Below are 24,651 nucleotides of genomic sequence, written 5' to 3'. Positions count from 1 at the left end.
GACTACGCGTTAGCCGTCTGTAAAGTCGCCCGCGGCCTTGCGGAAGTCTCCCAGTACGCGGATCAGGTGCTCGACGTCTTCGTCCCCGAAGCCGGACTGGCCGAACACCTCGTTGTTGAGTGCCGTCGTCGCGCGCTTCGCGAGGGTGCGGCCCTCCGCGGTGAGTTCGATCAGCGTGGTGCGCCCGTCCGTGGGGTGCGGCGAGCGGACCACGAGGGCCGCCTTTTCCAAGCGGTCGACGGCATTGGTCACCGACGTCGGATGCACCTGGAGCAGCGCACTGGCTTTGTTCATGGGCAGCGCGCCGCTGCGGGCGAAACTCAACAGTGCCAGGAGCTCGTAACGCGCGAAGGTCAAGCCGTACGGCTTCAGCACGCCCTCGATCCGCGCCAGCAGGATCTGCTGCGTGCGCATGATCGCGGTGATAGCCGCCATGGGCGCGGCGACTTCGCCCCAGCCGTGGCGTTCCCAGTTTCGCTGGGCGTCGGCGATGGGGTCGCGGGGGAGCGGGCTGCCCACGGTTCCTCCTGACATTGCTTGGCTGCCTATTCTTTCAGACTCGGGAACTCGTCCTCGGTGTACTCGACACCCAGGCCGGCAGGCAGCGGACCGTCGCCGTGACGGGCCACCTCCGTGCCTCGAAGTTCGACACGGCGGATCTTGCCGGAAATCGTCTTGGGCAATTCGCCGAATTCAAGCCGACGGATGCGCTTGAACGGCGCCAGGTGCTGCCGGCAGTATCTGAGGATGTCCTCGGCCACAGCCGGACCGGGCTCGTAGCCGGCGGCGAGCACCACAAAGGCCTTGGGCACCGAAAGTTTGACCGGGTCCGGAGACGGCACGACGGCGGCCTCCGCCACTGCGGGGTGTTCGATCAGCACGCTTTCGAGTTCGAAAGGGGACAAACGGTAGTCGGAGGACTTGAAGACATCGTCGCCGCGGCCCACGTAGGTAATGACGCCGTTCCCGTCCCGGCTGGCCATGTCGCCCGTGTGGTAATAACCGTCACGGAAAGCCTCGGCCGTCTTTTCCGGGTCGCCGAAGTAGGACTTCATGAGCCCCACCGGGCGAGGGTCCAAGCGCAAGCACAGCTCGCCGTCGTCGGCCTCTTCACCTGTGGTTGGGTCAACGAGGACGACGTCGTAGCCCGGCAGGGGCCGTCCCATCGAGCCGGTCTTGACCGGTTGCCCGGGAGTGTTGGCGACCTGGACGGTTGACTCCGTCTGGCCGAAGCCGTCGCGTATGGTCTGGCCCCAGGCCCTCTCCACTTGCCCGATCACCTCGGCATTGAGGGGTTCGCCCGCCGAAACAACCTTCGTGGGCGGCGTTTTGAGCAGGGTCAGGTCCGCCTGGATGAGCATGCGCCATACGGTGGGCGGGGCGCAGAAGCTCGTGACGCCTTCGCGGCCCATCTGTTCCATGAGGGCTTTGGCATCGAAACGATCGTAGTTGTAGACGAAGACGCAGGCCTCGGCGATCCACGGCGTGAAAACGTTGGACCACGCGTGCTTGGCCCAGCCGGGAGAAGCCACGTTGAGGTGGACGTCTCCAGGTTCCAGGCCGATCCAGTACATCGTGGAGAGGTGTCCCACCGGGTACGAAGTGTGGGTGTGCTCCACCAGTTTGGCGCGCGACGTGGTGCCCGAAGTGAAGTAGAGGAGCATGGTCTCGTCGGCGGCGGTGGGGGCGTCCGGGACGAACGTCGTCTCGGCGGAATCCGCTTCGGCGTACTGAAGGGCGCTCGTGTTCTGGTGGCCAGTCGGGCCGCCGTCGCCCACTTCAATGAGGGTGTAATCGCCCGGCACCTCTGCGAACTTGGCTATGTTGGCGCTCCCGACGGCGGCCCACCGGGCGCCGCCGCGCTCCACGCGATCCGTGATGTCGCGAGGACCCATGAGTGTGGTGGTGGGGATCAGGACCACGCCGAGTTTGATCCCGGCGAGCATCAGTTCCCACAGTTCAACCTGGTTGCCGAGCATGATGATCATGCGGTCGCCACGGCGGACGCCCTTGGCACGGAGCCAGTTGGCAAGCTGCGAGGATCGTGCGGAGAGATCGGCGAAGCTGCGACGGGTGGAGCTGCCGTCCTGCTCGACGATGACCAGCGCAGGGTTGTTCGCCGTTGCGGGGTGGGCTGCGATCTGGTCGAACCAGTCGAGGGCGAAGTTGAACTCGTTGAAGCGGGGCCATTGGAATTCGCTGTGTGCGCGGGAGTAGTCGGTGCGTAGCTCGAGGAGCCGGTCGCGGGCTGCACGGAAGTCGTCGGTGACTGTCATTGTCTGCCTTTCGCCCTGCGTGAATGGGTAAGCGCGGACCGGGAACCAGCTGGCCGTGTGATCCGCCTCACTGCAATATACTAGGACATCCAAGGGTTTGGAAGAGGCGGTGGGGGCTTCGTCCTGTCACGACGGGCAGGCTCTTGCGGAATCACGACGGCGGCGCCCCCGCCACGGCGCGGCAGGCCGCCGTCGTGCGCTGCAAAAAGCCGCTCAGCGTGACGGCGGCGCCCTGGCTTAGGAAGTTACTTCCACCAAGTGTCGAAAATCGTGACCGGAACAGTGCGCTTGTGCCGAGTACGGACGTACTTCTGCTCGATCAGCATCGCGGCAGCCTCGGGGATCTCGCGGCCTTCGAGGTAGTCGTCGATCTGGTCGTAGCTGACACCGAGTTCATCCTCGTCGGTGCGTCCGGGCGTGCCGTCCAGGAGGTCCGCCGTCGGAATCTTCTCCCAGACCCGGGACGGGGCGCCCAGCTCCGCGAGGAGTGCGCGGTTCTGCCGTTTGTTGAGGCCGAAGAGCGGCAGGATGTCCGCGCCGCCGTCGCCGAACTTGGTGAAGAATCCGGTGACGGATTCAGCTCCGTGGTCGGTGCCGATCACGAGGTAGTTGAGCTCGCCGGCGAGGGCGTACTGGGCGGTCATGCGGGCCCGGGCCTTCGTGTTGCCCTTGTGGAAATCCGAGATACGGGCGCCCGTGGTCTTCTCGAACTCATCCTCGAAACCGTCGACAGCCCGGGAGATGTTGAACGTCCATTCCGTCTTGGCCTGGATAAAGTCAAGCGCGGCCTGGGCATCGTCCTCATCGTGCTGGGTGCCATAAGGGAGCCGGACGGCCACGAAATTCGCCTCGACGCCCTCGGCCTCAAGCTCTTGGACGGCCAGCTGGGCAAGCCGGCCGGCGAGGGAAGAGTCCAGTCCGCCGGAAATGCCCAGGACAAAGCCCTTGGTATGTGTGGCCTTGAGGTATTCCTTCAGGAACGTGACGCGTTTGCGGACCTCCTCGGCAGGGTCGATCCGGGGCTGGACGCCCATTTCCGCAATGATCGTGGCCTGGAGTGTGCGCATGTCCCCAACACTAGTAACCAGCACTTGAAACACTCAACTGTGTCACCTCAAGTGTCACGCCAATCGAGGAACGCTCGCTCAGATATGGGCGCCAATCGACGAACGCTCGCTCAGATGATGTGAGCGAGGGTCGCGCCAAAACGCACTATACGTGAGCGAGCGTCCTGGGAGGGGCTGCGCCGTCGTGTGTCCGGGCTGTTTGTCACCACCCCCCCGAGCTACTTCGACGATCGCTCGCTCAGATATGGGCGCCAATCGACGAACGCTCGCTCAGATGATGTGAGCGAGGGTCGCGCCAAAACGCACCATAAGTGAGCGAGCGTCGGTGGGGATTACGACGGCGCGGCGCCCGTCGATGCCCGGACCGTGAGATGTGTGGGCATGACGGCCAGGCGCCGGCTGGTGCCGCCGTATTGGGGATTCAGCCGGGACAGGAGCATGGAGACTGCCACGCGCCCGGCTTGTTCGATGGGCGACGCCATGGTGGTCAGCGGAGGGTTGCAGAAATCGGCTCCGAAGATGTCGTCGCAGCCCACAATGCTCATGTCGTCAGGCACCCGGATACCGCGTTCGCGCAGGCGCTGCAGCATCCCGATGGCCAGCAGGTCGTTGAAGACGATGCACGCGGTGGCCCCCGTGTGCACTGCGGCGTCCGCTGCGGCCGCGCCGGATGTGGTCTTGGGCGCGAACGGCCCCACGCTGAATGTGGTCAGCTTCCGTTCGGTGGTTTCGTCCTGGAACGCTTGCCACCGCTTGGCGTTGGACCAGGAGGTGGCCGGGCCTCCGACGAAGCAAATCCTTGTGTGCCCCAGCGAGACCAGGTGTTCCAGTGCCTGGATGATGGCCGACGGCGTATCGATCACCACAGTGGGTGCAATTGCCGGAGCCCGGTTGATGGTAACCAAGGGCTGCTGTGCCGCCGCCTCGGCCAGCTGTGCGTCCGTCAGGCGGGACGCTGCAAGGATGAATCCGTCTGCCGAGCGGCGCATTTTCTGCAGGGCATCTGCCTCCATCTCCGCTGATTCCTCGGTGTCTACGAGCAATTGCGTGTAGCCGGCGGCCTTCAACTGGTGCTGGGCCCCACGGATGATGTCGAAGTAGAACGGATTGGTGATGTCCGGAACCAGGACGGCAACGGTCTGGGTGCGCCCGGAGCTGAGTCCGCGGGCTTGGGAGCTCGGAATGTAATTCAATTGCGCGGCGGCTTCTTCGATCCGCTCGCGCGTCACCCGGTTCACCCTGCCGGGATTGCTCAGGGCTCTCGAAACTGTCGAGGTTGCCACTCCCGCAAGCTCCGCGACGTCTCGGATCGTGGGCTGCCTGCCCGGTGACTGGAGCTGGAGTTCTGCCATTGCCTAGGTGTTCCTCATCTGCCGCAGCCGCTCATCAACGAGTGACTTGTCCCACAATTGCAGCACCGATGACAATTTTTGGCAATCGCTTGTCATCGCTGTTTCGCGTGCCTAGACTCGGAGCAATCACCCGATGTGACGCGCACCACGCCAATGAGGCCATCGGGCTCCAGGGAGGAAAACAATGAAGTTTGCATCGTCCGCCAAATTTGCCGCTGTTGTCGTAACAGCCGCCCTAGCTCTGACCGCCTGCGGAGGCGGCAGCACCAGCTCCGGGGGGAGCTCTGGACCCGTCGACGGGAAGGGCAAGAAGCTGAGCGTCCTGGTCAACTCCAACGCAAACTATCCGGCACAGCAAAAGCAGTGGTTCACGGATATTGCCGCCAAGTTCAAGGCGCAGACCGGTGCCGATGTCGAATTCGAAACGTTCGCGTCGGGAAATGACGAACTCACACGGATCCAGACGTCCGTCGTCTCCGGACAGGGGCCTGACGTTTACAGTCTCGGTACCACGTTCACGCCCACGGCCTATGCAACCAAGGCCTTCGTGACGTTGTCCGACGACGACTGGAAGAAGGTAGGCGGGAAAGACAAGTTCAACCAGGCAGCCCTTGGAATTTCCGGCCCGGATGCCCAGCACCAAGCGGGCATTCCCTTTGTCAGCCGGCCGTTCGTGATGGCCTACAACAAGGACATCCTGAAGGCGGCCGGGATAGATAAGCCCGCAACCAGCTGGGACGAGCTCGCAGCACAGGCCAAGAAGATGACCGACCCGTCCACCGGAACCTTTGGGCTCGCTACCGGGTACAAGGACAGCTTTGATCCGTGGAAATTCATCTGGGCTATGTCCGTCCAGGCAGGTAACCCGCTGGTGGACGGCAAGACACTCAAGCTCGACGACCCGACGGTCAAGAAGGCTTACGAAACGTACTTCGGATGGCTCACCAAGGACAAAGTTGTCGATCCGGCCTCTGTTGGCTGGAGCAGCAGCAACGCCCTGGCGGCATTTGCGAGCGGCAAGGCCGGCTATCTGATGATGACGACGTCGAGCTCCGTCCCGACGCTCGAGAAGTCCGTTGTTGCGGGAAAGTATGCCTACGCACCGATGCCGACGACGGCCCCGGGCCAGTCCTCTCCGCAGGGCGACGCCGCGAATGCAGCCAGCATCCTCTCCGGTGACAACGTGGTTGTTGCCGATTACTCGAAGCAAAAGGACTTGGCCTTCGCTTACGTCAACCTCATCACGTCCAAGGACGAGCAGCTGAACTACCAGAAGATCTTCGGAGATCTGCCCGCCAACGCCGAGGCACTGAAGGCTCTGAATAACCCGATACTCCAACCGGTTGCCGATACCGCCGCTAAGTCCAAGGCAACGCCGTTCACCGGCGCTTGGGGCGACATTCAGTTGGCCCTCGTGAATGTAGTGGTCCAGTCGATCCCCGATCTCTCCAAGGGTTCCGTGGACGATTCGAGCCTCCAGGCCCGCCTCAAGGACGCACAAACCAAGGGCCAGGCCTCACTTGACCGGGCATCGAAGTAAGTAGGAACTGACATGTCCACCGATTCATTGACTGCGGGCAAGTCGACGCGCCGCAAATTGTCCCGTGGTGCAAAGCCGGACCCGCAGTCGCCGGACAATACGCCCCGGCGCCGCAAGGGGCTGAGCGAACGCAACCGCCCGTTGTGGATGCTGATTCCAGGCGGCCTCCTGATGGTGATCATCATCGTGGTGCCGCTCCTGCTCGGAATCTTCATGTCGGGGCTGGACCTGGACCAGTATTCGCTGCGCAAGTGGGTCAGCGCTCCGTTCATCGGAGTCCAGAACTTCGTCGAAGCGCTGACCGCATCGCCTTTGCTGCACGCCATCTGGCTCAGCGTCAGCTACTCCTTGCTCGCCATGGTGGTCACTATCCCGCTCGGCATCGCTGGCGCAGTCGCCACCCAGAACGCGTTCAAGGGCCGGGCGGTGATCCGTTCCATTTTCCTGATCCCCTACGTCCTTCCCTCCTTCGTGGTGGCGACGGTGTGGCGGACCATGTTCCAGCCGGGCAGCGTCATCGACTCGATGCTGCATTCGGTGGGCATCGACCCCGGGCTGTGGCTCAACGGGCCCCAGTCATATTGGACGCTGATCCTGGTCCAGATCTGGGCATCGTGGCCGTTTGTCTACCTGCTGGCTTTGTCCGGGCTCCAGTCCGTGGACCATGAGGTCCACGAGGCCTCGGCCCTTGACGGTGCCCTGTGGTGGAACAAGCTCCGCTACGTGGTCTTCCCTTATCTCAAGGGTCCGCTCTCCTTGGCGTTCCTGATCGGCATGCTGCACCACATCAACAACTTCACCTTGCCGTTCGTCCTGTTCGGGGTGCCTGCTCCGTCCGACGTGGAGCTGCTACCGATCCTCACGTACGTCACCAGCTTCCAGAGCTTCAGGTTCGGGCTCAGCGCGGCCATGGCGTTCATTTCGCTGATCTTGATCGCGATTCCCTTGTTCGTCTATCTGCGGGCCGTCAAACTCGACGACGCCGAAACTCCCGGAGGCAAAAAGTGAGCGCCGCAACTACCGCCGTCGGACGCCAATCGAGCGAAAACTTCCGCCCGGGCTCCAAACGCCAGCATGAAGTCACCCGGCTCATGCCAGGGCCCATGCTCGCCATCATCCTCACGGTGTTGTGTGCCCTGGTGCTGATTCCGGTGGCGTACATCTTCCTCGCGTCCGTGAACTCGGACATCGGGGTGGCCAGGGGCGAGTTCTTCCCGTCCAGCTTCTCCTTTGAGAACTACTCCACGATCTGGACGAGCGTTGGACTGGCCACCGGCTTGGCCAACAGCGTGCTCGTTGCGGGGTCCACCGCCGTGGTCTCCGCGCTGATGTCGATCGCCACCGCCTACGTCCTGGTCCGTTACCAGTTCCGCGGCCGGTTGACCATCCTTCGCGGGCTCCTCGGACTCCAGTCGGTTCCCGGTACCCTCATGGTGCTTCCGGTCTTCGTGCTGTTCTCTTCGTCCGCCACTTACTTGGGCATCCAGGTCATCGGCACGCAGTGGGGCTTGTTCATCACGTATCTGACGTTCGCGATGCCGTTCTCCACGTGGGTGATGGTCACCTATCTGCGCGGCCTGCCGCGCGAACTCGAAGAGGCGGCAAGGATCGACGGCGCCAGCAACCTGGGCGTGCTGGTGCGGATCATCCTCCCGCTGAGCTGGCCCGGCGTCGTCGTTTCCGGTATTTTCGCCTTCCTGCTCGGCTGGAACGACGTCCTGTTCGCCTCAGTCATGACGCGGCCCGAAAGCCAGACGGCCGCCGTCGCGCTCCAGCTCTTCGGTGCTTCGCAAGAGGGCGGCGCGATTCCCTTCTACGGCCAGATGATGGCAGCTTCCCTTGTGTGTGCTGCCCCGGTGGTCATCCTGTACCTCATTTTCCAGCGTTACCTAGTGGGCGGCCTGACCGCCGGAGGAGTCAAGTAACTATGAGCACGCCAGCTGTTGAATGGGAGCTCTCGGGCTTCGGCGACGAGATCGACGACGACCCCAAGATCCAGATTGCCGTGATGCAGGCATTGGGAGCCAACCACATTGAGGTCCGCAGCGCCTGGGGAACCAACATCGTGGACCTGGATGACGCGCAGCTTCGTGAATTGAAGTCCTTGCTGGATGCCGCGGCCATGAAGGTTTCCGCGGTCGCCTCGCCGATCGGTAAAGTGGACGTTTCCCTTCCCGTGGAGCACGAGGTGGAACGGCTTCGCCGGGCCGTCAACGCCGCAAAGGTCCTGGAATCCCGTTACATCCGGATCTTCTCCTTCTACTACGGCGAGGACGTAGCGGTGGAGAGCATCCGGGACGCGGTCATCGAACGCATGCGTGCCCTCGCGGACGTGGCGGAGGAGTCCGGCGTCGTACTTCTGCATGAAAACGAGAAGGACATCTACGGCGACGTCCCCGAACGGGTCCTGGACATCATCGAATCAGTGGCCTCTCCCGCGCTCAAAGTGGCCTGGGATGCGGCGAATTTCGTCCAGGTAGGCGTCAAGCCCTTCGACGACGCCTACGCCAAGCTTCGCCCGCACCTCGAGTACCTTCAGGTGAAGGATGCCTTGTTTTCGAACGCCACCGTGGTCCCGGCAGGCGAGGGCGACGGCGATGTCCTCCGCACGGTTGAGGCCCTGAAGGCCGACGGATACACCGGTTTCGCGAGCCTTGAGCCACACTTGGCCGGTGCCCATGGACTGGGCGGTTTCTCCGGCCCGACGGCGTTCGGCATCGCAGCGAGGGCGTTCGCGAAAGTCCTCAATGAAGCAGGAGTGGAGACGAAGTGAGCGAAACCTCAAATGCTCAGGGGGCTCCAGCGGAGATCCGGGCCGCAATCGTAGGGTGCGGCGTCATAGGCCGCACCCACTCGGCCGCGGTCCGCGAGTTCCCGGAGGTCGTCATCACGGCGCTGGTGGATGTGGTTCCCGAGGCTTCGGAGGCGCTTGCCGCCAAGATCGAAGCCCAGGGCGACCCGAAGCCGGCAGTCTTCCTGACGCTGGCCGAGGCGCTCGCCGCCGCACCCGTGGATCTGGTCATCATCTCGACGCCGAGCGGGCTGCACATCCAGCTCGCGCTGGAAGCGCTCGACGCCGGCAAGCACGTCGTGATCGAAAAGCCCCTTGACGTTGACTTGAGCAAGGCAGACGAGATCCTGGCTGCGGCCAAGGCTGCCGAGGCCAAGGGCCTGGTGGCCACGGTGATCAGCCAGCACCGCTTCGATCCCGCCAGCCGGGTGGTGGACGAGGCCCGTCGCGCCGGACGCTTCGGCACGCTGACCTCCGCTGTTGCCTCCGTCAGCTGGTGGCGAAGCCAGGGCTACTACGATTCGGGCGCGTGGCGTGGTACCTGGGCCATGGATGGCGGTGGCGCCATCATGAACCAGGGCGTACACACGGTTGATCTGCTTTTGTGGTTCCTCGGCCGGCCCCTTGAGATCAGCGCCAAAACCGCGCTTCTCGCCCACGAAGGCGTTGAGGTGGAGGACACCGCAGTAGCTACCGTTACCTTCGAGTCCGGTGCCCTTGCCGTGTTGCACGCGACGACGGCGGCGTACCCCGGCTTGACCGTCCGCCTCCAGGTGATGGGCAGCAAAGGTTCCGCAGTGATCGACAACGACGACCTCGCGTACTTCCACGCGTCCGACGCCGCCGACCCTTCGGAAAGCAGTGCCATGGGCATCCTCGGCGGCGGGAACCAAGCCGCCGTCGAGCTCGCAAAATACCAGGACGACAGGGTCGAAGCACTGGATCCCACGGTGTACCCGGCCGGACATGTCCGGCAGTACCGCGACATCATCGCGGCGATCCGGGAAGGGCGCCCCGCGGGCGTTACCGTCCGGGACGCAGTGACCGCCTTGGCCGCGGTGCGTGCACTGTATGTCTCGGCAACGCTGGGACAGCCCGTCCTGATCGCAGACGTCATAGCAGGCAAGTACAACGACGTGGAGGTCCGCACCGGCGGGGCCCCTGCCCACCCCGGGACCAATCGCGAAGAGGTATCGGCATGAAGTTCTCCGTTTTCACAGCATCCACACCCGAATGGTCGCCGCAGGAAGCCGCCACAAAGCTTGCCGCCCAGGGGTGGGACGGCATCGAATGGCGCGTCACGGATCAGGCAGAGGCAGCAGAACCGGGCTTCTGGGCAGGGAACCGTGCCACCTGGCCCATGACTGGCCTGGAAGATGCGATCCCGGAGATTGCCCGGCTCACCGCTGACGCAGGGCTGGAATTTTCCGGCCTCGGCGGCTACGCCCGCTGCGACAACCACCACGACGTCGATCGCGTCCTCGCGGCGACCGCAGCCTTGGGTGCCAAGCAGGTCCGCGTGAACGTGCTGCCGCTGGGCAACTCGAATATGGGCGGCCCGGAACCCACAGGCCTGCCCTACCCGGAACTCTTTGCCGCCACCCGGGAACACTACGAGTGGGTTGCTTCCCGCGCCGCACACCACGGCGTCAAAGCCCTCGTGGAACTGCACCATGGAACAGTGACGGCATCGGCCTCGTCGGCCCGGCGATTGCTGGAAGGGCTGGATCCGCAGCACGTCGGCGTTATCCACGACCTCGGCAATCTGCTGATCGAGGGCTGGGAATCACCGTTGCCTGCCCTCCAGCTCCTGGGCCCCTATTTGGCGCATGTCCATGTGAAGAACGCCCGCTGGGTCCGCACCGATTCGAAGGACGAAACGGGTGCGGCAGTGTGGGTCAACGAATGGGCTCCCTTGGCCGAAGGCCAAGCAAGCGTCCTCGCGTACTTCCGCGCGCTCGCAGAAGTCGGCTACGACTCCTGGGTCACGCTGGAGGACTTTTCCACCGAGCTTCCATTGGAGGAACGGACAGCGTCGAACCTGGCGTTCGTCCGCAAGGCAGCCGCGTTGGCGGGGTTCGACGTCGCCGCTTCAGCCCCGGCATCCTGACGGATCCGCTGTCTTCGACGCTTAAGAACAGCAGCCGTTTGCCTTTCCGAGGCAAGCGGCTGCTGTGTTGTTTGGAGGTCCTCAGATGGTGCGCGGTGCTTTCGCCAGGTTGTCCTTGAGTTCAACAGCGTTCTGCCGCACCACGTAGGCCGGGCGGTCTCGCTCCACGCGCCAGCTCTCGTCGAGCGGTCCGATGTTGACGGTGTCGAAGCCGAACTCGTCGTAGAGGTTCTCCACGAGTTCGGCGGCCTCGGGGTAGTCGCTGGCGGTGGCCAGCGCGCGGCGGTTTTCTGTTCCCGCCGGAGTGCCGTCGGTGCCGATCTCCTTCGCCATGATGTGGTTGAAACCCTTGGCCACCTTGGACGTGGGCAGGTGCTTCTGCAGCAGACCGGACGTGGTGGCCTCACCTTTGTCCAGCTCCGGGATGCGGCCGTCCCGCTCCCAGTAGTAGTTGTTCGTGTCGATCACAATCTTGCCGGCGAGCGGCTCCACGGGAATGTCCTGGTAGCTCCTCAGGGGAACGGTCACGACAGCGAAATCGCCTGCCGCCGCTGCCTCGGCCGGTGTTGCCGCCCGGGCGTGTGTGCCAAGTTCCGCCACCAGTTCCGCCAGCGTTTCCGGGCCCCGCGAGTTGCTGATCACTACGTCATAGCCAAGCTCGACTGCTTTGCGAGCGACTTGGCTGCCAATGTGTCCTGCACCGATGATTCCGATTGTTGTCATATGTGCGGGAACACCGCCTCCCGCGCAGATATTTCACAGGTTGCGGCGAGTGACGCGGGTCTTCGCGGGGCGCTGGCGACGCGGAATTTTCTCGGCGTCACCCAAAGAGCCTCACGCCCCCGGGATTCCGGTGTCGCTGGGCATCTGGCATGTCGCCAGGGATTCATCGAGGCGCAGGGCAGGATGCGCGTCGCGGACCTTCCATGACGCCGGCCATTCCCTTGCGTCGAACGGCTTTACGTAGAATGGGCACCATGACTGTCGCCTCTGATGCTGCCACCGCCACTGCCGCTGCCCGTGCCCGCCTTCTTGAATTGATCAAAGAACTGGCGGTCGTCCGCGGCAAGGTGATCCTTTCCAGCGGTGCCGAGGCGGACTACTACATCGACCTGCGGCGCATCACGCTCCATCACGAGGCTTCGAAGCTGGTTGGCCAGGTCATGCTCTCCATGATCGACGACGCCGGAATCGCCGTTGAGTGCGCCGGTGGCCTGACGATGGGCGCTGACCCGGTCGGAACCGCCGTCATGCACGCCGCTGCAGACGCCGGCCGTGCCGTCGACGCCTTCGTGGTGCGAAAGGCACAGAAGTCCTACGGCATGGGCCGCCAGGTGGAAGGTCCCTCAGTGGAGGGGCGCAACGTCGTGGTTCTCGAGGATACCTCCACCACCGGCGGCTCGGCGCTGACCGCCGTCGAAGGCGTCCGCAAAGCCGGCGGCAACGTGGTGGCCGTGGCCGTCATAGTGGACCGCAACACTGGCGCCAAGGAAAAGATCGAGGCCGAAACCGGCGTGCCGTACCTCTTCGCCTTCGGCAAGGACGAGCTGGGACTCAACTAACTCGCCCAAGCCTGGGCGGGTTTGCCGGGGATCGTGTGCCCGTCGGCCGAAGAGCCTAAGCTGGCTGCGTGAACATTCCGGCCGGGAAATTTCCCCGGAAGCAGCAGCGCTGGGAGGACCCGGGCTCTCTCGCCCGGGTACTTCGGCAAGCCGCCGAGCTGAAGAGTCTTTCACGCCGCTCCTTCCTGATCGGAGCAGGTGCTTCCACGGCACTCGCGGCCGACATGCTGTTCACCCGCCAGGTCCAGGCAGAACGCCGCGCCACCAAGATCCTCCCGGTGGGGGATGATTTCGCAGAGTCGTACTACCCCAACACGAGTTGGATTCTCTTCCCTGGGTACAAGACCAGTTGGGAAGAGGCCCAATGGATCCTCAACTCGCTCCGTGGTTCGCTCCGGCAGCGCGGCCAGATGGCCGCCGTCGGATACTCCAATCTGGGCTTGGAGGTCGCCGAGGTGGTGGACGCCGTGCTCGCATACGTCAATGAGCGGAAGCTGAACACCCTTTATTTCTACGGCCACAGTTTCGGAGGGATGTTGGCCACTGAAGTGGCCGCACGCCTGCGTGAACGGAACGTCGCCGTCAAGCTGATCCTTTTGGATTCTTCGCCGTTCAGCAAGTACGACATCCTCGACCAAAGCTGGTTCGACGGCGTGGTGCTCTTGTACGAGAGTGGCTTCCAGGTTCCGTCGGTCCTCCGCGGCGGCTACGAGCTGGGCGAGCGCGTGGTGAACAAGAACGAACGTACATGGGGGCAGATCTGGAACCAGACCCTGGAGCAGCTCTCGCCGATCGCGCCGTCGAGCGTCCTGATCCAGAGCGAATCGGACTACATCTACCACTTTGACGGCACAAGGTTTGTCGACGGGCTGGGAGATGCCCGCATGGCCTTCATCGGAAACCCGAACGATGACACGGTGAACTACGGAACGGCCCGGGCTGCGTGGGCCAAGACGTTCCCCCTCAATATCGCATCCACAGGCCGCAGGACCGACGGTGCCCGACCCGCCCACGCGAGCCCGCAGTGGAATCCCTTTATCTACAATCCGATCATCGAGGACCTGGAGAACGAGCTCTTCCCGCTGCCCCGGGCCGGCTCGCGGGTGGTGTTCTACTGACCGGTGCTCCGAACGCCCCTACCTGAGCCGCAGTCCAGCCAGTTCGGAGCCGCTGAGGCCGGCGTCGCGCAAGTAATCCGCCGCGCTGCCGAACTCATGCCCGAAGCGGTCGAGGAAGTATTCCATCGCAGCTTCGGGGGATTGCAGCAGCATGAGCGAGGGACTGAATGCTTCCTCCGGAACCTCAGGGACAGCCAGCCGCCAGGCTGCTGACATGGTTTCCAGCATCGTGGGGAGGGCAGCGGTGCTTGCGGCGTAGTCCGCCACCACAGCGGCGCGGTCAGCGCCCGTCGCGAGCAGCGCCAGAGCGGATACGACGCCGGTGCGGTCCTTGCCGAGCGAGCAGTGGATGAGCGTCCGCTTGCCTTGGACCGCAGGACGCAGCGATTCGGCCACCCAATCCGGGCGGGCGCGAACCCAGCCAAGATACAGCTCGCCAAGATCTTCGGCCGTGTGAATCGATTGAAGCCCCGCGGATGCGGTACGCGGATCGAGGGGGTTCTCCACGAGCTCCACCTCACCGTTGGCCAGTTGCCAGGGCACGATGGCGCGCTCGTACTCGCTCCGGAGATCCACAACCGCCTGGATGCCATGAAGTTCCAGAAAGGCGGCCGTCGCAGCGGTATCCATGCCAAACGGCTGGCTGCCCCTCAGGATGCGGCCACCGGCCAGGGACCGGAGGTTCAGCACAGCCATGGCACCAGCCCCTTTTCCTAGATTTGGTTCTTGAGGTCCGCTACCGAGTTCAGGACCTGGTTTGGCCGGAACGGGAAGGCCGCGATGTCCTCACGTTGGGTGATGCCGCTGAGCACCAGGACGGTGTGCAGCCCGGCTTCCATGCCCGCGATGATGTCGGTATCCATGCGGTCACCGATCATTGCCGTGGTCTCGGAGTGCGCGTCGATCTGGTTCATCGCGGAACGGAACATCATGGGGTTCGGCTTGCCCACAATATAGGGCTCGCGGCCGGTCGCCTTGGAGATGAGAGCGGCGATGGCGCCGGTGGCGGGCATCGGTCCGTCCTTCGAGGGACCGGTGGCGTCCGGGTTGGTGGCGATGAAGCGCGCTCCTGCGAGGATCAGCCGGATGGCCATGGTGATCGCTTCGAAGGAGTAGGTACGGGTCTCGCCGAGCACCACGAAGTCCGGGTTCTGGTCGGTGAGGATGAAGCCGGCCTCGTGCAACGCCGTCGTGAGCCCTGCCTCACCGATGGTGTAGGCACGGTTCCCGGAGTCCGAGCCCCGCACCTGGTCCTTGAGGAACTGTGCCGTGGCCAGAGCCGATGTCCAGATGTTCTCTTCCGGGATTTCGAGGCCGGAGGAGCTCAGCCGGGCCGCCAAGTCCCGCGGGGTGAAGATCGAGTTGTTGGTGAGGACGAGGAATCGCTTGGACGTGTCCACCCAGCGCTGGATCAGTTCAGCCGCTCCGGGAACCGCTTGGTTTTCGTGGACCAGGACGCCGTCCATATCGGTGAGCCAGCATTCGATTTCGTGGCCGTTGCGGTAAATGGCTGAGCTTTTCGGGGCTTCGGTTGCGTTCTCCATGCTTTTCCTCCGCGTATTGGCTGTTTCTCGTCCCAAGTCTTTCATCTTTCGGTCTCCGAGACACCCGGGTGTCCTGCGTTACGGCACTGGGTATCGGCGCCGCAGTCGGCACCGCCCGGGCTAGGGTTGAAGAGTGACTGACCGGCCCCAGAACCCTGCCCCTACCGACTCCGCTGCTGTCCCGTCCATCGTCTCCTCTGCCGAGGGGGAGCCCGAAGCGAAACCGGAGGTCGGCGTCGGGCCCTGGGAAGGCGACTGGCCGGAAGGCGAGCAGTGGGACCCGGATCTCCTGGCGGACGGTGACCGCCGCAACGTCGTCGACAAGTACCGCTACTGGAAGCACGAAGCGATTGTCGCTGACCTGGACGCCCATAGGCACGATTTCCACATTGCCATTGAGAACTGGCAGCACGACCTCAACATCGGCACTGTGGTTCGCACCGCCAATGCCTTCCTCGCCAAGGAGGTCCACATCATCGGACGACGCCGGTGGAACCGTCGCGGGGCCATGGTCACCGACCGTTACCAGCACGTCCGCCACCACCCCACCGTGGAGGATTTCGTGGAGTGGGCCCAGGGCGAAGGCCTGGCCATCATCGGCATCGACATCTTCCCCGATTCCGTGCCGCTGGAAACATACGAACTCCCGCGCAATTGCGTGCTCGTGTTCGGGCAGGAGGGCCCCGGCCTGACTCCCGAGGTGCACGACGCCGCCGTCGCCACCTTGTCGATCGAGCAGTACGGTTCCACGCGCTCCATGAATGCGGCGTCGGCCGCGGCCATCGCGATGCACGCGTGGATCCGCCGGCACAACTTCGGCCAGAGGGTCTCCTGAGCAGACCCCCTCTCCTTGGAGGACCCCGGCTCCTGAGCAGACCCCCCGGCAAAACGTCCGCAAGTGTTACCCGTCTCCGTGACCGGAAACACGATGTCGGATTCTTCAGTCGCTAGGATGGTGCCTAGCCGTATAGGTCTACTCCAGGGTCAACAAAACCCACAGACGAAAATCAGCATAGGAGTCAGCATGCCCATCGCAACCCCAGAGATTTACTCCGAGATGATCGACCGCGCGAAGGCCGGTGGATACGCGTTCCCGGCAGTGAACGTGACCTCGTCGCAGACCCTGAACGCCGCCATCCGCGGCTTTGCCGAGGCCGAATCGGACGGCATCATCCAGGTCTCCACCGGTGGTGCGGCCTACTGGTCCGGCGCCTCCGTCAAGGACATGGTTGCCGGTTCCCTGGGCTTCGCGGCTTTCGCGCGCGAAGTCGCCAAGAACTACAACGTGAACATCGCCCTGCACACGGACCACTGCCCGCAGGACAAGCTGGCTGATTTCGTCCTCCCGCTGCTGGCTGCTTCCGAGGAAGCCGTCAAGGCCGGCAAGGATCCGATCTTCAACTCGCACATGTGGGACGGCTCGCACGAGACCCTGTCCGAGAACCTGCGGATCGGCCGCGAACTCCTGGGACGCGCAGCTGCGGCCAAGATCATCCTCGAGGTTGAAATCGGCACGGTCGGCGGCGAGGAAGACGGCGTCGAGAACGAGATCAACGAGAAGCTGTACACCACCACCGAAGACGCCCTCGCCACCATCGAGGCGCTCGGCGCCGGCGAGAACGGCCGCTACCTGACTGCCCTGACCTTCGGCAACGTCCACGGCGTGTACAAGCCGGGCAACGTCAAGCTCCGCCCGGAACTGCTCAAGCAGATCCAGGCCGAGGTCGGTGCCAAGATCGGCAAGACCAACCCGTTCGACCTCGTCTTCCACGGCGGCTCCGGCTCCACCGAGCAGGAAATCGCGGATGCCGTTTCCTATGGTGTCATCAAGATGAACATCGACACGGACACCCAGTACGCGTTCACCCGCCCGGTTGCCGGACACATGTTCTCGAACTACGACGGCGTCCTGAAGGTCGACGGCGAAATGGGCAACAAGAAGACGTACGACCCGCGCGTCTGGGGTGCCTCCGCCGAAGCCGGCATGGCCGCCCGCATCGTGGAAGCCGCGAAGCAGCTCGGTTCGGTAGGCAAGACCTTCTAATGTCCGACGAATTCCGCAAGAACCTGATGGGCCCGGAGCCGACGCTCCTCCCTGCAGAGACCGAGATCTACCAGCACCTCGCCCTGGGGCAGGAAGCACTGGACCTCGTCGCCAAGTACCCCACGTCTTCGTTGCTGTGGGCGATCCTGGCCGAGGAAGCTTGGGCTGACGGCCGGACCATCGATTCCTACGCGTATTCCCGCGTGGGTTACCACCGTGGACTGGATTCGCTGCGGCGCAACGGTTGGCGCGGCGTCGGGCCCATTCCGTGGGAGCACGAGCCCAACAGGGGATTCCTGCGCGCTCTGTACTCCCTCGGCCGGGCATCCGCTGCCATCGGCGAAGCCGAGGAACCGGAGCGGATCGAGAAGTTCCTGAACGACTCCGATCCCGCCGCGAAGGCAGCGATCGAAGGCTAGGGCATCTCAGTTAAACGCCGACGGCGGCCGTCCACTTAGGTGGGGCGGCCGCCGTCGCGCTTTCCCGGCCCAACTGACTCGCAGTTAATGCCGTTATGAGGCGTCATAACGACAACAAATGCGAGGCAGTTGGTCGGGCGGGTCCTAGGAGACGGGGGTGAGCCCGGTCCGGGCCATCGCCTCGGCGTAGGCGCCGTGGATGAGGTCCAGGTACTCCTGCTGGCGCGTGGGGGAGCCGGCGAAGGAGCGTCCACCGAGCGAGCGGACCTTGAACGTCTTGAAGCCGCGGCGGTGGATGCTCTGCGGTGCGGCCTTCACGAGCTGGTCTGCCAAACGATGGGCTTCGTTGCCGTGGGCTACCAGCACGGAGGTGCGCGGCACGATCGCCAGGAGACGCAGGAGCGGCTTGAGGCCTTCGGTGATGTTGGCGGGAGTCAGCTTGCCCGGCTCGCCGTCGGGCTCGATCCACGGGTAAACGTTCCACGGCATCATGAGTTCCGGACGCAGGCCCAACTGCCACTGCATGCCCACCATGCGGGTAGTGGCATCCGCGTCACCCGGGATGATGAAGCCCGAGCCCTCAGTGGTGCGGGTGTTGGAGAAAAGGCTGATGATGCGGCACTCGTCGACGCTGTGGACGGGGTCCACGTAGAGGACTTCGCTGCCCGGCTTCTGTTCTTTGAGGGAATCGCAAAGCCCCGTGACCTCGGCGATGTGGGGTTCGAAACGTCGGTTCCAGAGCTGCTCTTCGAGTGTTTCAGTCGCCAGGTCTTGCATATGGGCTTGGGTCTCCTACGTGTAGCGAGGCGCACTTATCCGGCCGGGAGCGGTTTGCCGCGACCGGTCGGATTGGGTGCAGTGTTGGGGGCTGGTTAACTCTACCGGAACGACGGTGAGCTGTGGGGTGAATCGGGACTTCTGTGTTGGGTCTCTCGACGGCGGGAGCCGGATTCGGGCATAAAGCGGCTGTGCGTTAACGGAAACGGCACCGTCCCGATGGATTCGGGACGGTGCCGTTTCGGAAGCGCGTGCTACTGCTTGTTCTCGTTCTGGTCGTCGCTTTCCTTGGTCCGGGAAACCACGGTGCCGTTCGATTCGTTGAGGATGAGCTTCACGTCCCGCCCGTTGTCGAAGTTGAACATCGCGTTGATGGAGCCGGCCTTGGCGTCTGCCGACGAGTCGCCGATCTGGCCGGTGTGCCAGTTGTCCTCGATAAAGCGGAGGATGGATGACTGGTCCGTCTGGGTGTGGTCCACGAAGTTCTTCTTGGCGAAGGGGGAGATCACGACGAGCGGCTGGCGGGGGCCGGGGCCGCAACGGTCGGCATAGCCTCCGGCCATCGGGACACCCTTGTTGTAGGCGTTGAGGCACCACGCGGCGTCGTCGGTGGTGTTGGAGGAGTTCTTCACGCCGGCCGCGACGTGGTCATACCAGCCATCCGAGTCATCGTAGGCGAGGACGATGGCGGTGTTTTCCCAGTTCTTCGAGTTCTGGATGGCGTTCACCTGCTGCGTGATGAACTTCTGCTCGTCCAGGGGATCGGAGTAGCCGGCGTGGCCGTCCTGGTAGTTGCCCGCCTTCAGGAAGGAGACTGCAGGCATGTTGTCCGAGTTGACCACCTTGGCGAAGTCCGTGGTGTCGTACTGGTGGTTGGCCTGGCCGTTGTGTCCGATCTCGTCCACGCTGGCCGGAGCAAGGTGGTGGGGGTTGGACGTTGACTTGTAGTACTGGAACGGCTGGTGGTGCGGGTTGTAGTCAGTCACCGTGGCACCCGCGATGTTGGTGTGGGTGGTCATGCAGGCCGCCGGGGTGGTGTCCGTGGCCGGCGTCGTCGGGGCGAAGCCGCCCTGGAACCAGCCCCAGCTGACGCCCTTGTCGTTGAGCAGGTCGCCGACGTTCTTGCCCTGCATGCCCGCAAGGTTGTTTTTGCTTGCGTGGCTCTTGTTGGAGCAGTCGTCGTAGACCGGATCCGGGTCTTCCGTCATGGTGCCGACGCCGTTCGCGTCCGGGAACTTGACCGTGTAGTCGCTGCTTGCCGGCTTGACCGGTTGCCCGGCGGCAGTGAATTCGGTGACGCCGCGGGTCTGGCCGGACACAAGGTTGAGCGCGCCCGGGCTGGACGGGCCGAACACCGTGCTGAAGTGCGAGTCGCTCATGGCGAAGTTCTGGGCGTAGTTCCAGATCCCGGTCACAGTGTTGCCGTCGTAGTAGTCCATGGTGAGTCCGGGACGGCCGAACTGGCCACCCGAACAGGTATCCATGCTGGTGTTCTCGACGAACTTGTTCATCAGGCCACCGTTGTACGCCTTCTGCTCCGCGGTATATTCGTGGTCCTGGTCGCACGTGATTGCCTGGCCCGGAGTCAGCCGCTGGGGCTGGACCGAGTTGGGATTGTTAGGTGCCAACAGATTGTCGTGGGCGAGGGTGGCGATGTTCTTCGGCGTGTTCTTGGCCGCCGTGAACGCGGGAGCCGCTGCGCCGCTGCCTTGCTGGGTTTCGCCGGCAGTGTTGGCTGCCTGCGGGTACGTCGCGAAGTAGTGGTCGAAGGAGACGTTCTCGCCGAAGATAACGACGACGTGCTTGATGGGCGTCGCGGTATCTTTGTGGTCGCTATTGGCCGAGGCGGGCGTCATGCCGAACCCGATCATGCCGGCAGCGATCGTGGATGCCGCGAGGGCGCTCACTCCTGCCGTTGACAAGAGACGTTTGTTGCGAAAATTCATGGATTTCCCTTCAGATTCACGGAAGTGCCCGCCCAACTGGCTCGCATTTGTTGTCGTTATGAGGGCTCATAACGACAACAAATGCGAGTTAGTTGGGTTTGTTGGGGTAAGGATTCACAAAGAATGTAGCCGCTCGCCTGGGGCCCGAGCGCCGATTTGGGAGCTCAATGCGGACTGTTTGGGAAGAGTTCACATTCTGCTCACAGGGAACTTCGAGGGCGCCTGCCTGTATTCATGTCGCCCTCCGACCGTGTGACAACAGGACCAAGAGCCGCATCGGCTAAACTTGGCTGGTAAGAGCCCCGGAACTCTTGCTGATCCCGCCGGTGAACTTTTGCGAAAGTCTGCGGGTAGGGCCGAAAGATTCGGGGCGTTCTCATGTACGGCGCTGAGCCTTGGTGATCCCGCCAGGACCGGCCCGAAAGAATGGGGGAGGATCCCATGCCAGCTATCGTGATCGTCGGAGCCCAATGGGGCGACGAAGGCAAAGGCAAAGCAACCGACCTGCTCGGTGGCCGCGTTGACTACGTGGTCAAGCCCAACGGCGGCAACAACGCCGGGCACACCGTTGTGGTGGGCGGTGAGAAGTATGAGCTCAAGCTCCTTCCTGCCGGCATTCTGAGCCCGAACGCGATTCCGATCATCGGCAACGGCTGCGTGGTCAACCTTGAGGCGCTGTTCCAGGAGATCGATGGCCTGGAAGCCCGCGGCGCCGACACGTCCCGTTTGCGCGTCTCGGCGAATGCCCACCTCGTAGCGCCGTACCATCAGGTGTTGGACAAGGTCACGGAGCGCTTCCTCGGCAGCCGCGCCATCGGCACCACAGGTCGGGGCATTGGCCCGGCTTACATGGACAAGGTGGCCCGCCTGGGTATCCGCGTCCAGGATGTCTTCGACGAGTCGATCCTCCGCCAGAAGGTGGAAGGCTCGCTGCGTCAGAAGAACGAGCTCCTGGTCAAGGTCTACAACCGCCGCAACGTGGTGGTGGACGAGATCGTGGAGTATTTCCTGTCCTACGCCGAACGCCTGCGCCCGCTGGTCATTGACAGCACCCTGGTCCTCAACAACGCTCTGGATGAGGGCAAGGTGGTCCTCATGGAAGGCGGCCAGGCCACGTTCCTGGACGTCGACCACGGCACCTACCCGTTCGTGACCTCTTCGAACCCGACCGCCGGCGGCGCGTCTGTTGGATCGGGCATCGGACCCACCCGGATCTCGCGTTCCATCGGCATCATCAAGGCCTACACCACCCGCGTCGGCGCCGGTCCGTTCCCCACGGAACTCTTCGATGAGATGGGCATGTACCTGCAGAAGACAGGCGGCGAGTTCGGCGTCAACACCGGACGCCCGCGTCGCTGCGGTTGGTACGACGCCGTTCTTGCCCGCCACGCATCCCGCGTCAACGGCTTCACGGACTACTTCGTCACCAAGCTGGACGTTCTGACCGGCATCGAGCAGATCCCGGTCTGCGTGGCCTACGACGTCGACGGCGTTCGCCACGACGAAATGCCCATGACCCAGACCGAGTTCCACCACGCAGTGCCGATCTTCGAGTACTTCGACGGCTGGACCGAGGACATCACCGGCGCCAAGACGATCGAAGACCTCCCCGAGAACGCCCGCAGGTACGTGCTGGCTCTCGAGAAGCTCTCCGGCACGCGGTTCTCCGCGATCGGTGTCGGCCCGGACCGGGACCAGACGATCGTGGTGCACGACCTCATCGAGGACTAGTCACCAAAGCCGGATTACGACGACGGCGGGTCGCCCTTTCAGGGGCGGCCCGCCGTCGTGCGTTCCGCGCCAAAAAGCGCACAAAGAACGCCTTCGGAAAAACTTTTGGAATCCGCGTAACCCTTTGGGGTGCCCCGACGATTACCTCTTTGAAAGGCCGAGCTGAAATTTGTCCCCCATCATGTTTCAGCTCGGCCCTTTTCATGTCTGAAGGGGTTTCGTGGATGTGCAAAAAGTCCGGGAGAGGCAAGCCCCCGGAACCGAAGGCTGGTCCTTGGGCATAGCGGGAGCAGCGGTTAAGCTGGGTGAGGTTGCCCGGCCCTGCCGCGTTTGGGCGGCACCGAGGATCTCGCATGGATCCGGACATTCGCTCCCCAATGAAAGCCACGTTTCAGTGACCGACGCCTTGACCGATGCAGCATTGCTGGCCCTTCGCGGCCGGGAAGCTGAACTGTTCAGCGCCGTCTACCAGGCCTTTGCGGGCCAAGTACTCGGCTACCTGACGGCAAAAGGCGTTTCGGATCCCGAAGCTGTCACACAAGACGTTTTTCTTGCCGTCCTGCCTCGCGTCGAGACGATCACGGGCGGCGTCAGCGGTCTGCGGACGTTCGTGTTCTCGGTGGCCCATGCCCGGATGGTGGATGACCATCGTCGGCAAAGCAGGGCACCTGAGCACCACGAGTTTGAACCTGAACGTGACACGCGCCAGTCGAGTTCGGCGGAAGCCGAAGCGATGAACCGCGTGGCGCCCGGGGAAGTCATGGCGCTGTTGGACCTCCTTGGGGAAGATCAACGGGAAGTCCTGACGCTTCGTATCGTTGCCGGTCTGACCGTGGACCAAGCAGCCGAAATCATGGGGAAAAGCCAAGGCGCAGTCAAGCAACTGCAGCGCCGGGCGTTGAATTCACTCCGCGAGCACTCGGTAGTAAAGGAATACGTGGCACCATGATGCGTTGGGATTGCAAGGACATTGACCGCGACGCGGTCATCCTCGAGCTCATGCTTGAGGCTGGCCTCACGGACGCCCCTGAAGTCACGGATTCGTTGAAAGCACTGGAATCGTTTGCGTCCATGCCGGCGCCTGTCCCAGGGCCTGCACTCGCGGCGATGCTGGCTGGCTCGGCAGTGGGCGAGACTCTTCCGTTCGACGAGCTCGGCAAACGGCGTCAGTTGCGCAAGCATCGCCCCATCGTCATTGGTGCCGCCGTCCTGACCGCCATGGGCCTAGGTGTTGGTGGCGTTGCGGCCGCGAGCGGCGGATTCAGCAAGGGAGCCCCGGAGTTCATGCAGACGCTGATCTCCGGCTGGGCGCCGGCTTGGACCACAGCTCCGCCGTCGTTGGTACCTCCAGCCCCCGCCCAGGACTCCCCGAAAGTCGCGACCCATCCGGCTCCCGCCGACCTGCCGCCGGCGGTGTCCCCAGCGGCAGGCCCGTCGGCGGACCCCGTGGTCACTGCTGCAACCGGCATCGGCGAGGCGCCGCACGGGCCGGCGGCGCCAGCGGCCGTTCCAGCCCCTGCAGGCCGGCCAAATGACGAGCAATCCGAAGCGCCGAAGCAACTTCACACCGAGCCTAAAACCGACGCGCAGGGAATCCCTCTGCAGCCCAAACCGGCCATCCCATCGGTCCCGACGGCGAAGGACCTCCAAAACGGGGTTCAGCAAGCAGTCGAAAAGGCCCAGGACGACGTGTCCCTGAAGCCTGCCGGGCCGTCGCTACGTTGGCTCCTTGGACTGCTGTCCCGCTAGTAGGCTGAAGCTATGACACACGTCAACGATCCGGCAGTCATTGACCGGCTTATGCGAACAAAGGGCCGCTGGGCAATCGTGGGACTCAGCACGAATGAGTGGCGCTCTGCGTTCGAGGTAGCTCTCTATGTTCGCGACACAATGGGCATGGAGATCATCCCGATCAACCAAAAAGGCGAAGACGTCCACGGTGAAACCGGCTACAAATTCCTTGCCGACGTGCCCTTCGAGAAGCGGCCCATCGACGTCGTCGACTGCTTTGTGAACTCCTCGCGCGTCGGCGCCGTAGTGGACGAAGCGATTGCCGTGGGAGCAAAAGCCGTTTGGCTCCAGCTCGGAGTAATTGACGAGGACGCAGCGGAACGGGCCAAAGCTGCGGGCCTGGACGTCGTCATGAACGCTTGTCCGGCACAGATGGGCTGGCGGAGCGGCATCTAGCCGTCGTTTTCCGTTAACCGGACGCTGGTACGTTTTTGGGGCAATCACCCTTTCGAGATCAGGGAATTTCCATGTGTGACGACCACCCTTCAACCGCCAGCCGACGCACCGCGCTCGGTTTCCTCGGGGCTTCCCTCGTGGCTGGGCTGGGGGCATGCGCGGTCCCGGGAAGCCCGTCTCCAGAAAG

The 24,651-nt window shown here is 63.6% G+C and carries 24 protein-coding genes; 15 read left to right on the top strand and 9 right to left on the bottom strand.

Annotated features, from left to right (window positions below; genetic code table 11):
- Positions 1–9 precede the first annotated feature (9 nt).
- The 4 genes from ABEA18_RS11615 to ABEA18_RS11600 form a co-directional block, all read right to left on the bottom strand.
- A complete protein-coding gene (locus ABEA18_RS11615) occupies positions 10–519 on the bottom strand; it encodes a MarR family winged helix-turn-helix transcriptional regulator (protein ID WP_345449594.1) in 510 nt (169 codons plus the stop codon).
- Positions 520–545: 26 nt separating this feature from the next.
- Complete coding sequence (locus ABEA18_RS11610) at positions 546–2,276, bottom strand: AMP-binding protein (RefSeq protein ID WP_345449567.1); 1,731 nt, start codon at positions 2,274–2,276, stop codon at positions 546–548.
- A 245-nt stretch (positions 2,277–2,521) separates the two neighbouring features.
- Positions 2,522–3,343: an ammonia-dependent NAD(+) synthetase gene (gene nadE, locus ABEA18_RS11605; RefSeq protein WP_345449566.1), complete on the bottom strand. Its 822-nt coding sequence runs from the start codon at positions 3,341–3,343 to the stop codon at positions 2,522–2,524.
- A gap of 332 nt (positions 3,344–3,675) precedes the next feature.
- On the bottom strand, positions 3,676–4,695 hold the full coding sequence (locus ABEA18_RS11600) for a LacI family DNA-binding transcriptional regulator (RefSeq protein ID WP_345449565.1): 1,020 nt from the start codon (positions 4,693–4,695) through the stop codon (positions 3,676–3,678).
- 184 nt (positions 4,696–4,879) lie between these two features.
- On the opposite strand from ABEA18_RS11600, the gene ABEA18_RS11595 reads away from it, so the two are divergent.
- The 6 genes from ABEA18_RS11595 (at position 4,880) to ABEA18_RS11570 (ending at position 11,136) form a co-directional block, all read left to right on the top strand.
- Positions 4,880–6,235 carry an ABC transporter substrate-binding protein gene (locus tag ABEA18_RS11595; RefSeq protein WP_345449564.1) on the top strand — a complete coding sequence of 452 codons (1,356 nt, stop codon included), beginning with the start codon at positions 4,880–4,882 and terminating at the stop codon, positions 6,233–6,235.
- Positions 6,236–6,247: 12 nt separating this feature from the next.
- Positions 6,248–7,243: a carbohydrate ABC transporter permease gene (locus ABEA18_RS11590; protein WP_345449563.1), complete on the top strand. Its 996-nt coding sequence runs from the start codon at positions 6,248–6,250 to the stop codon at positions 7,241–7,243.
- An 83-nt stretch (positions 7,244–7,326) separates the two neighbouring features.
- Positions 7,327–8,160: a carbohydrate ABC transporter permease gene (locus ABEA18_RS11585; protein ID WP_425550514.1), complete on the top strand. Its 834-nt coding sequence runs from the start codon at positions 7,327–7,329 to the stop codon at positions 8,158–8,160.
- 2 nt (positions 8,161–8,162) lie between these two features.
- Positions 8,163–9,008 carry a sugar phosphate isomerase/epimerase family protein gene (locus ABEA18_RS11580; protein WP_345449561.1) on the top strand — a complete coding sequence of 282 codons (846 nt, stop codon included), beginning with the start codon at positions 8,163–8,165 and terminating at the stop codon, positions 9,006–9,008.
- Positions 9,005–10,228, top strand: a complete 1,224-nt coding sequence (locus ABEA18_RS11575; RefSeq protein ID WP_345449560.1) for a Gfo/Idh/MocA family protein — start codon at positions 9,005–9,007, stop codon at positions 10,226–10,228. Before ABEA18_RS11580 ends, ABEA18_RS11575 begins: the two co-directional genes overlap by 4 nt.
- The gene (locus ABEA18_RS11570) at positions 10,225–11,136 is read left to right on the top strand and encodes a sugar phosphate isomerase/epimerase family protein (RefSeq protein WP_345449559.1); all 912 of its coding nucleotides are present in this window, start codon (positions 10,225–10,227) and stop codon (positions 11,134–11,136) included. Before ABEA18_RS11575 ends, ABEA18_RS11570 begins: the two co-directional genes overlap by 4 nt.
- A gap of 81 nt (positions 11,137–11,217) precedes the next feature.
- Here ABEA18_RS11570 and ABEA18_RS11565 read toward each other — a convergent pair whose 3' ends face one another.
- Complete coding sequence (locus tag ABEA18_RS11565; protein ID WP_345449558.1) at positions 11,218–11,859, bottom strand: NADPH-dependent F420 reductase; 642 nt, start codon at positions 11,857–11,859, stop codon at positions 11,218–11,220.
- 254 nt (positions 11,860–12,113) lie between these two features.
- Between ABEA18_RS11565 and pyrE the strand changes: the two genes are divergently transcribed.
- Both pyrE and ABEA18_RS11555 read left to right on the top strand, forming a co-directional pair.
- The gene (gene pyrE / locus ABEA18_RS11560; RefSeq protein ID WP_345449557.1) at positions 12,114–12,698 is read left to right on the top strand and encodes an orotate phosphoribosyltransferase; all 585 of its coding nucleotides are present in this window, start codon (positions 12,114–12,116) and stop codon (positions 12,696–12,698) included.
- Positions 12,699–12,772: 74 nt separating this feature from the next.
- Positions 12,773–13,816 (top strand): thioesterase domain-containing protein, encoded by a 1,044-nt coding sequence (locus ABEA18_RS11555; RefSeq protein WP_345449593.1) that lies wholly within the window; start codon positions 12,773–12,775, stop codon positions 13,814–13,816.
- A gap of 18 nt (positions 13,817–13,834) precedes the next feature.
- Here the strand turns inward: ABEA18_RS11555 and ABEA18_RS11550 are convergent, their stop codons facing one another.
- Positions 13,835–14,512, bottom strand: coding sequence for a tyrosine-protein phosphatase (locus tag ABEA18_RS11550; RefSeq protein ID WP_345449556.1), 678 nt, complete (start codon positions 14,510–14,512; stop codon positions 13,835–13,837).
- Positions 14,513–14,529: 17 nt separating this feature from the next.
- Positions 14,530–15,360 (bottom strand): HAD-IIA family hydrolase, encoded by an 831-nt coding sequence (locus ABEA18_RS11545; RefSeq protein WP_345449555.1) that lies wholly within the window; start codon positions 15,358–15,360, stop codon positions 14,530–14,532.
- 133 nt (positions 15,361–15,493) lie between these two features.
- On the opposite strand from ABEA18_RS11545, the gene ABEA18_RS11540 reads away from it, so the two are divergent.
- From ABEA18_RS11540 to ABEA18_RS11530, 3 genes are all read left to right on the top strand, one after another.
- Entirely contained in the window at positions 15,494–16,195 is a 702-nt protein-coding gene (locus ABEA18_RS11540) for a TrmH family RNA methyltransferase (RefSeq protein ID WP_425550512.1), read from the top strand.
- 93 nt (positions 16,196–16,288) lie between these two features.
- Positions 16,289–17,404: a class II fructose-bisphosphate aldolase gene (fbaA, locus tag ABEA18_RS11535; RefSeq protein ID WP_345449554.1), complete on the top strand. Its 1,116-nt coding sequence runs from the start codon at positions 16,289–16,291 to the stop codon at positions 17,402–17,404.
- Positions 17,404–17,823 (top strand): DUF3151 domain-containing protein, encoded by a 420-nt coding sequence (locus ABEA18_RS11530; protein ID WP_345449553.1) that lies wholly within the window; start codon positions 17,404–17,406, stop codon positions 17,821–17,823. The genes fbaA and ABEA18_RS11530 overlap by 1 nt, the downstream gene beginning before the upstream one ends.
- Positions 17,824–17,967: 144 nt before the next feature.
- Here the strand turns inward: ABEA18_RS11530 and ABEA18_RS11525 are convergent, their stop codons facing one another.
- On the bottom strand, positions 17,968–18,600 hold the full coding sequence (locus ABEA18_RS11525; protein ID WP_345449552.1) for a uracil-DNA glycosylase family protein: 633 nt from the start codon (positions 18,598–18,600) through the stop codon (positions 17,968–17,970).
- A 254-nt stretch (positions 18,601–18,854) separates the two neighbouring features.
- Positions 18,855–20,546 carry a phospholipase C gene (locus tag ABEA18_RS11520; protein ID WP_345449550.1) on the bottom strand — a complete coding sequence of 564 codons (1,692 nt, stop codon included), beginning with the start codon at positions 20,544–20,546 and terminating at the stop codon, positions 18,855–18,857.
- A gap of 441 nt (positions 20,547–20,987) precedes the next feature.
- On the opposite strand from ABEA18_RS11520, the gene ABEA18_RS11515 reads away from it, so the two are divergent.
- From ABEA18_RS11515 to ABEA18_RS11500, 4 genes are all read left to right on the top strand, one after another.
- Positions 20,988–22,277, top strand: coding sequence for an adenylosuccinate synthase (locus ABEA18_RS11515; protein WP_345449549.1), 1,290 nt, complete (start codon positions 20,988–20,990; stop codon positions 22,275–22,277).
- Positions 22,278–22,671: 394 nt separating this feature from the next.
- The gene (locus ABEA18_RS11510) at positions 22,672–23,226 is read left to right on the top strand and encodes an RNA polymerase sigma factor (RefSeq protein ID WP_284988629.1); all 555 of its coding nucleotides are present in this window, start codon (positions 22,672–22,674) and stop codon (positions 23,224–23,226) included.
- Positions 23,223–24,026, top strand: coding sequence for a hypothetical protein (locus ABEA18_RS11505; RefSeq protein WP_345449548.1), 804 nt, complete (start codon positions 23,223–23,225; stop codon positions 24,024–24,026). Before ABEA18_RS11510 ends, ABEA18_RS11505 begins: the two co-directional genes overlap by 4 nt.
- Before the next feature lie 12 nt (positions 24,027–24,038).
- Complete coding sequence (locus ABEA18_RS11500; protein ID WP_345449547.1) at positions 24,039–24,464, top strand: CoA-binding protein; 426 nt, start codon at positions 24,039–24,041, stop codon at positions 24,462–24,464.
- The last annotated feature ends 187 nt before the right edge of the window (positions 24,465–24,651 follow it).

Source organism: Arthrobacter gyeryongensis (assembly GCF_039543785.1).
In the GTDB taxonomy this organism is placed as follows: Bacteria; Actinomycetota; Actinomycetes; order Actinomycetales; family Micrococcaceae; genus Arthrobacter; species Arthrobacter gyeryongensis.
The sequence above is the reverse complement of the archived record's forward strand: the minus strand, read 5'-3'. Positions and strand labels throughout refer to the sequence as shown.

Excerpts from the sequence above, each read along its gene's own strand:
- ABEA18_RS11610 (WP_345449567.1), bottom strand. The coding sequence starts at position 2,276 with ATGACAGTCACCGACGACTTCCGTGCAGCCCGCGACCGGCTCCTCGAG.
- nadE (WP_345449566.1), bottom strand. The coding sequence starts at position 3,343 with ATGCGCACACTCCAGGCCACGATCATTGCGGAAATGGGCGTCCAGCCC.
- ABEA18_RS11600 (WP_345449565.1), bottom strand. The coding sequence starts at position 4,695 with ATGGCAGAACTCCAGCTCCAGTCACCGGGCAGGCAGCCCACGATCCGA.
- ABEA18_RS11595 (WP_345449564.1), top strand. The coding sequence starts at position 4,880 with ATGAAGTTTGCATCGTCCGCCAAATTTGCCGCTGTTGTCGTAACAGCC.
- ABEA18_RS11590 (WP_345449563.1), top strand. The coding sequence starts at position 6,248 with ATGTCCACCGATTCATTGACTGCGGGCAAGTCGACGCGCCGCAAATTG.
- ABEA18_RS11585 (WP_425550514.1), top strand. The coding sequence starts at position 7,327 with ATGCCAGGGCCCATGCTCGCCATCATCCTCACGGTGTTGTGTGCCCTG.
- ABEA18_RS11580 (WP_345449561.1), top strand. The coding sequence starts at position 8,163 with ATGAGCACGCCAGCTGTTGAATGGGAGCTCTCGGGCTTCGGCGACGAG.
- ABEA18_RS11570 (WP_345449559.1), top strand. The coding sequence starts at position 10,225 with ATGAAGTTCTCCGTTTTCACAGCATCCACACCCGAATGGTCGCCGCAG.
- ABEA18_RS11565 (WP_345449558.1), bottom strand. The coding sequence starts at position 11,859 with ATGACAACAATCGGAATCATCGGTGCAGGACACATTGGCAGCCAAGTC.
- pyrE (WP_345449557.1), top strand. The coding sequence starts at position 12,114 with ATGACTGTCGCCTCTGATGCTGCCACCGCCACTGCCGCTGCCCGTGCC.
- ABEA18_RS11550 (WP_345449556.1), bottom strand. The coding sequence starts at position 14,512 with ATGGCTGTGCTGAACCTCCGGTCCCTGGCCGGTGGCCGCATCCTGAGG.
- ABEA18_RS11545 (WP_345449555.1), bottom strand. The coding sequence starts at position 15,360 with ATGGAGAACGCAACCGAAGCCCCGAAAAGCTCAGCCATTTACCGCAAC.
- fbaA (WP_345449554.1), top strand. The coding sequence starts at position 16,289 with ATGTCGGATTCTTCAGTCGCTAGGATGGTGCCTAGCCGTATAGGTCTA.
- ABEA18_RS11530 (WP_345449553.1), top strand. The coding sequence starts at position 17,404 with ATGTCCGACGAATTCCGCAAGAACCTGATGGGCCCGGAGCCGACGCTC.
- ABEA18_RS11525 (WP_345449552.1), bottom strand. The coding sequence starts at position 18,600 with ATGCAAGACCTGGCGACTGAAACACTCGAAGAGCAGCTCTGGAACCGA.
- ABEA18_RS11520 (WP_345449550.1), bottom strand. The coding sequence starts at position 20,546 with ATGAATTTTCGCAACAAACGTCTCTTGTCAACGGCAGGAGTGAGCGCC.
- ABEA18_RS11515 (WP_345449549.1), top strand. The coding sequence starts at position 20,988 with ATGCCAGCTATCGTGATCGTCGGAGCCCAATGGGGCGACGAAGGCAAA.
- ABEA18_RS11505 (WP_345449548.1), top strand. The coding sequence starts at position 23,223 with ATGATGCGTTGGGATTGCAAGGACATTGACCGCGACGCGGTCATCCTC.
- ABEA18_RS11500 (WP_345449547.1), top strand. The coding sequence starts at position 24,039 with ATGACACACGTCAACGATCCGGCAGTCATTGACCGGCTTATGCGAACA.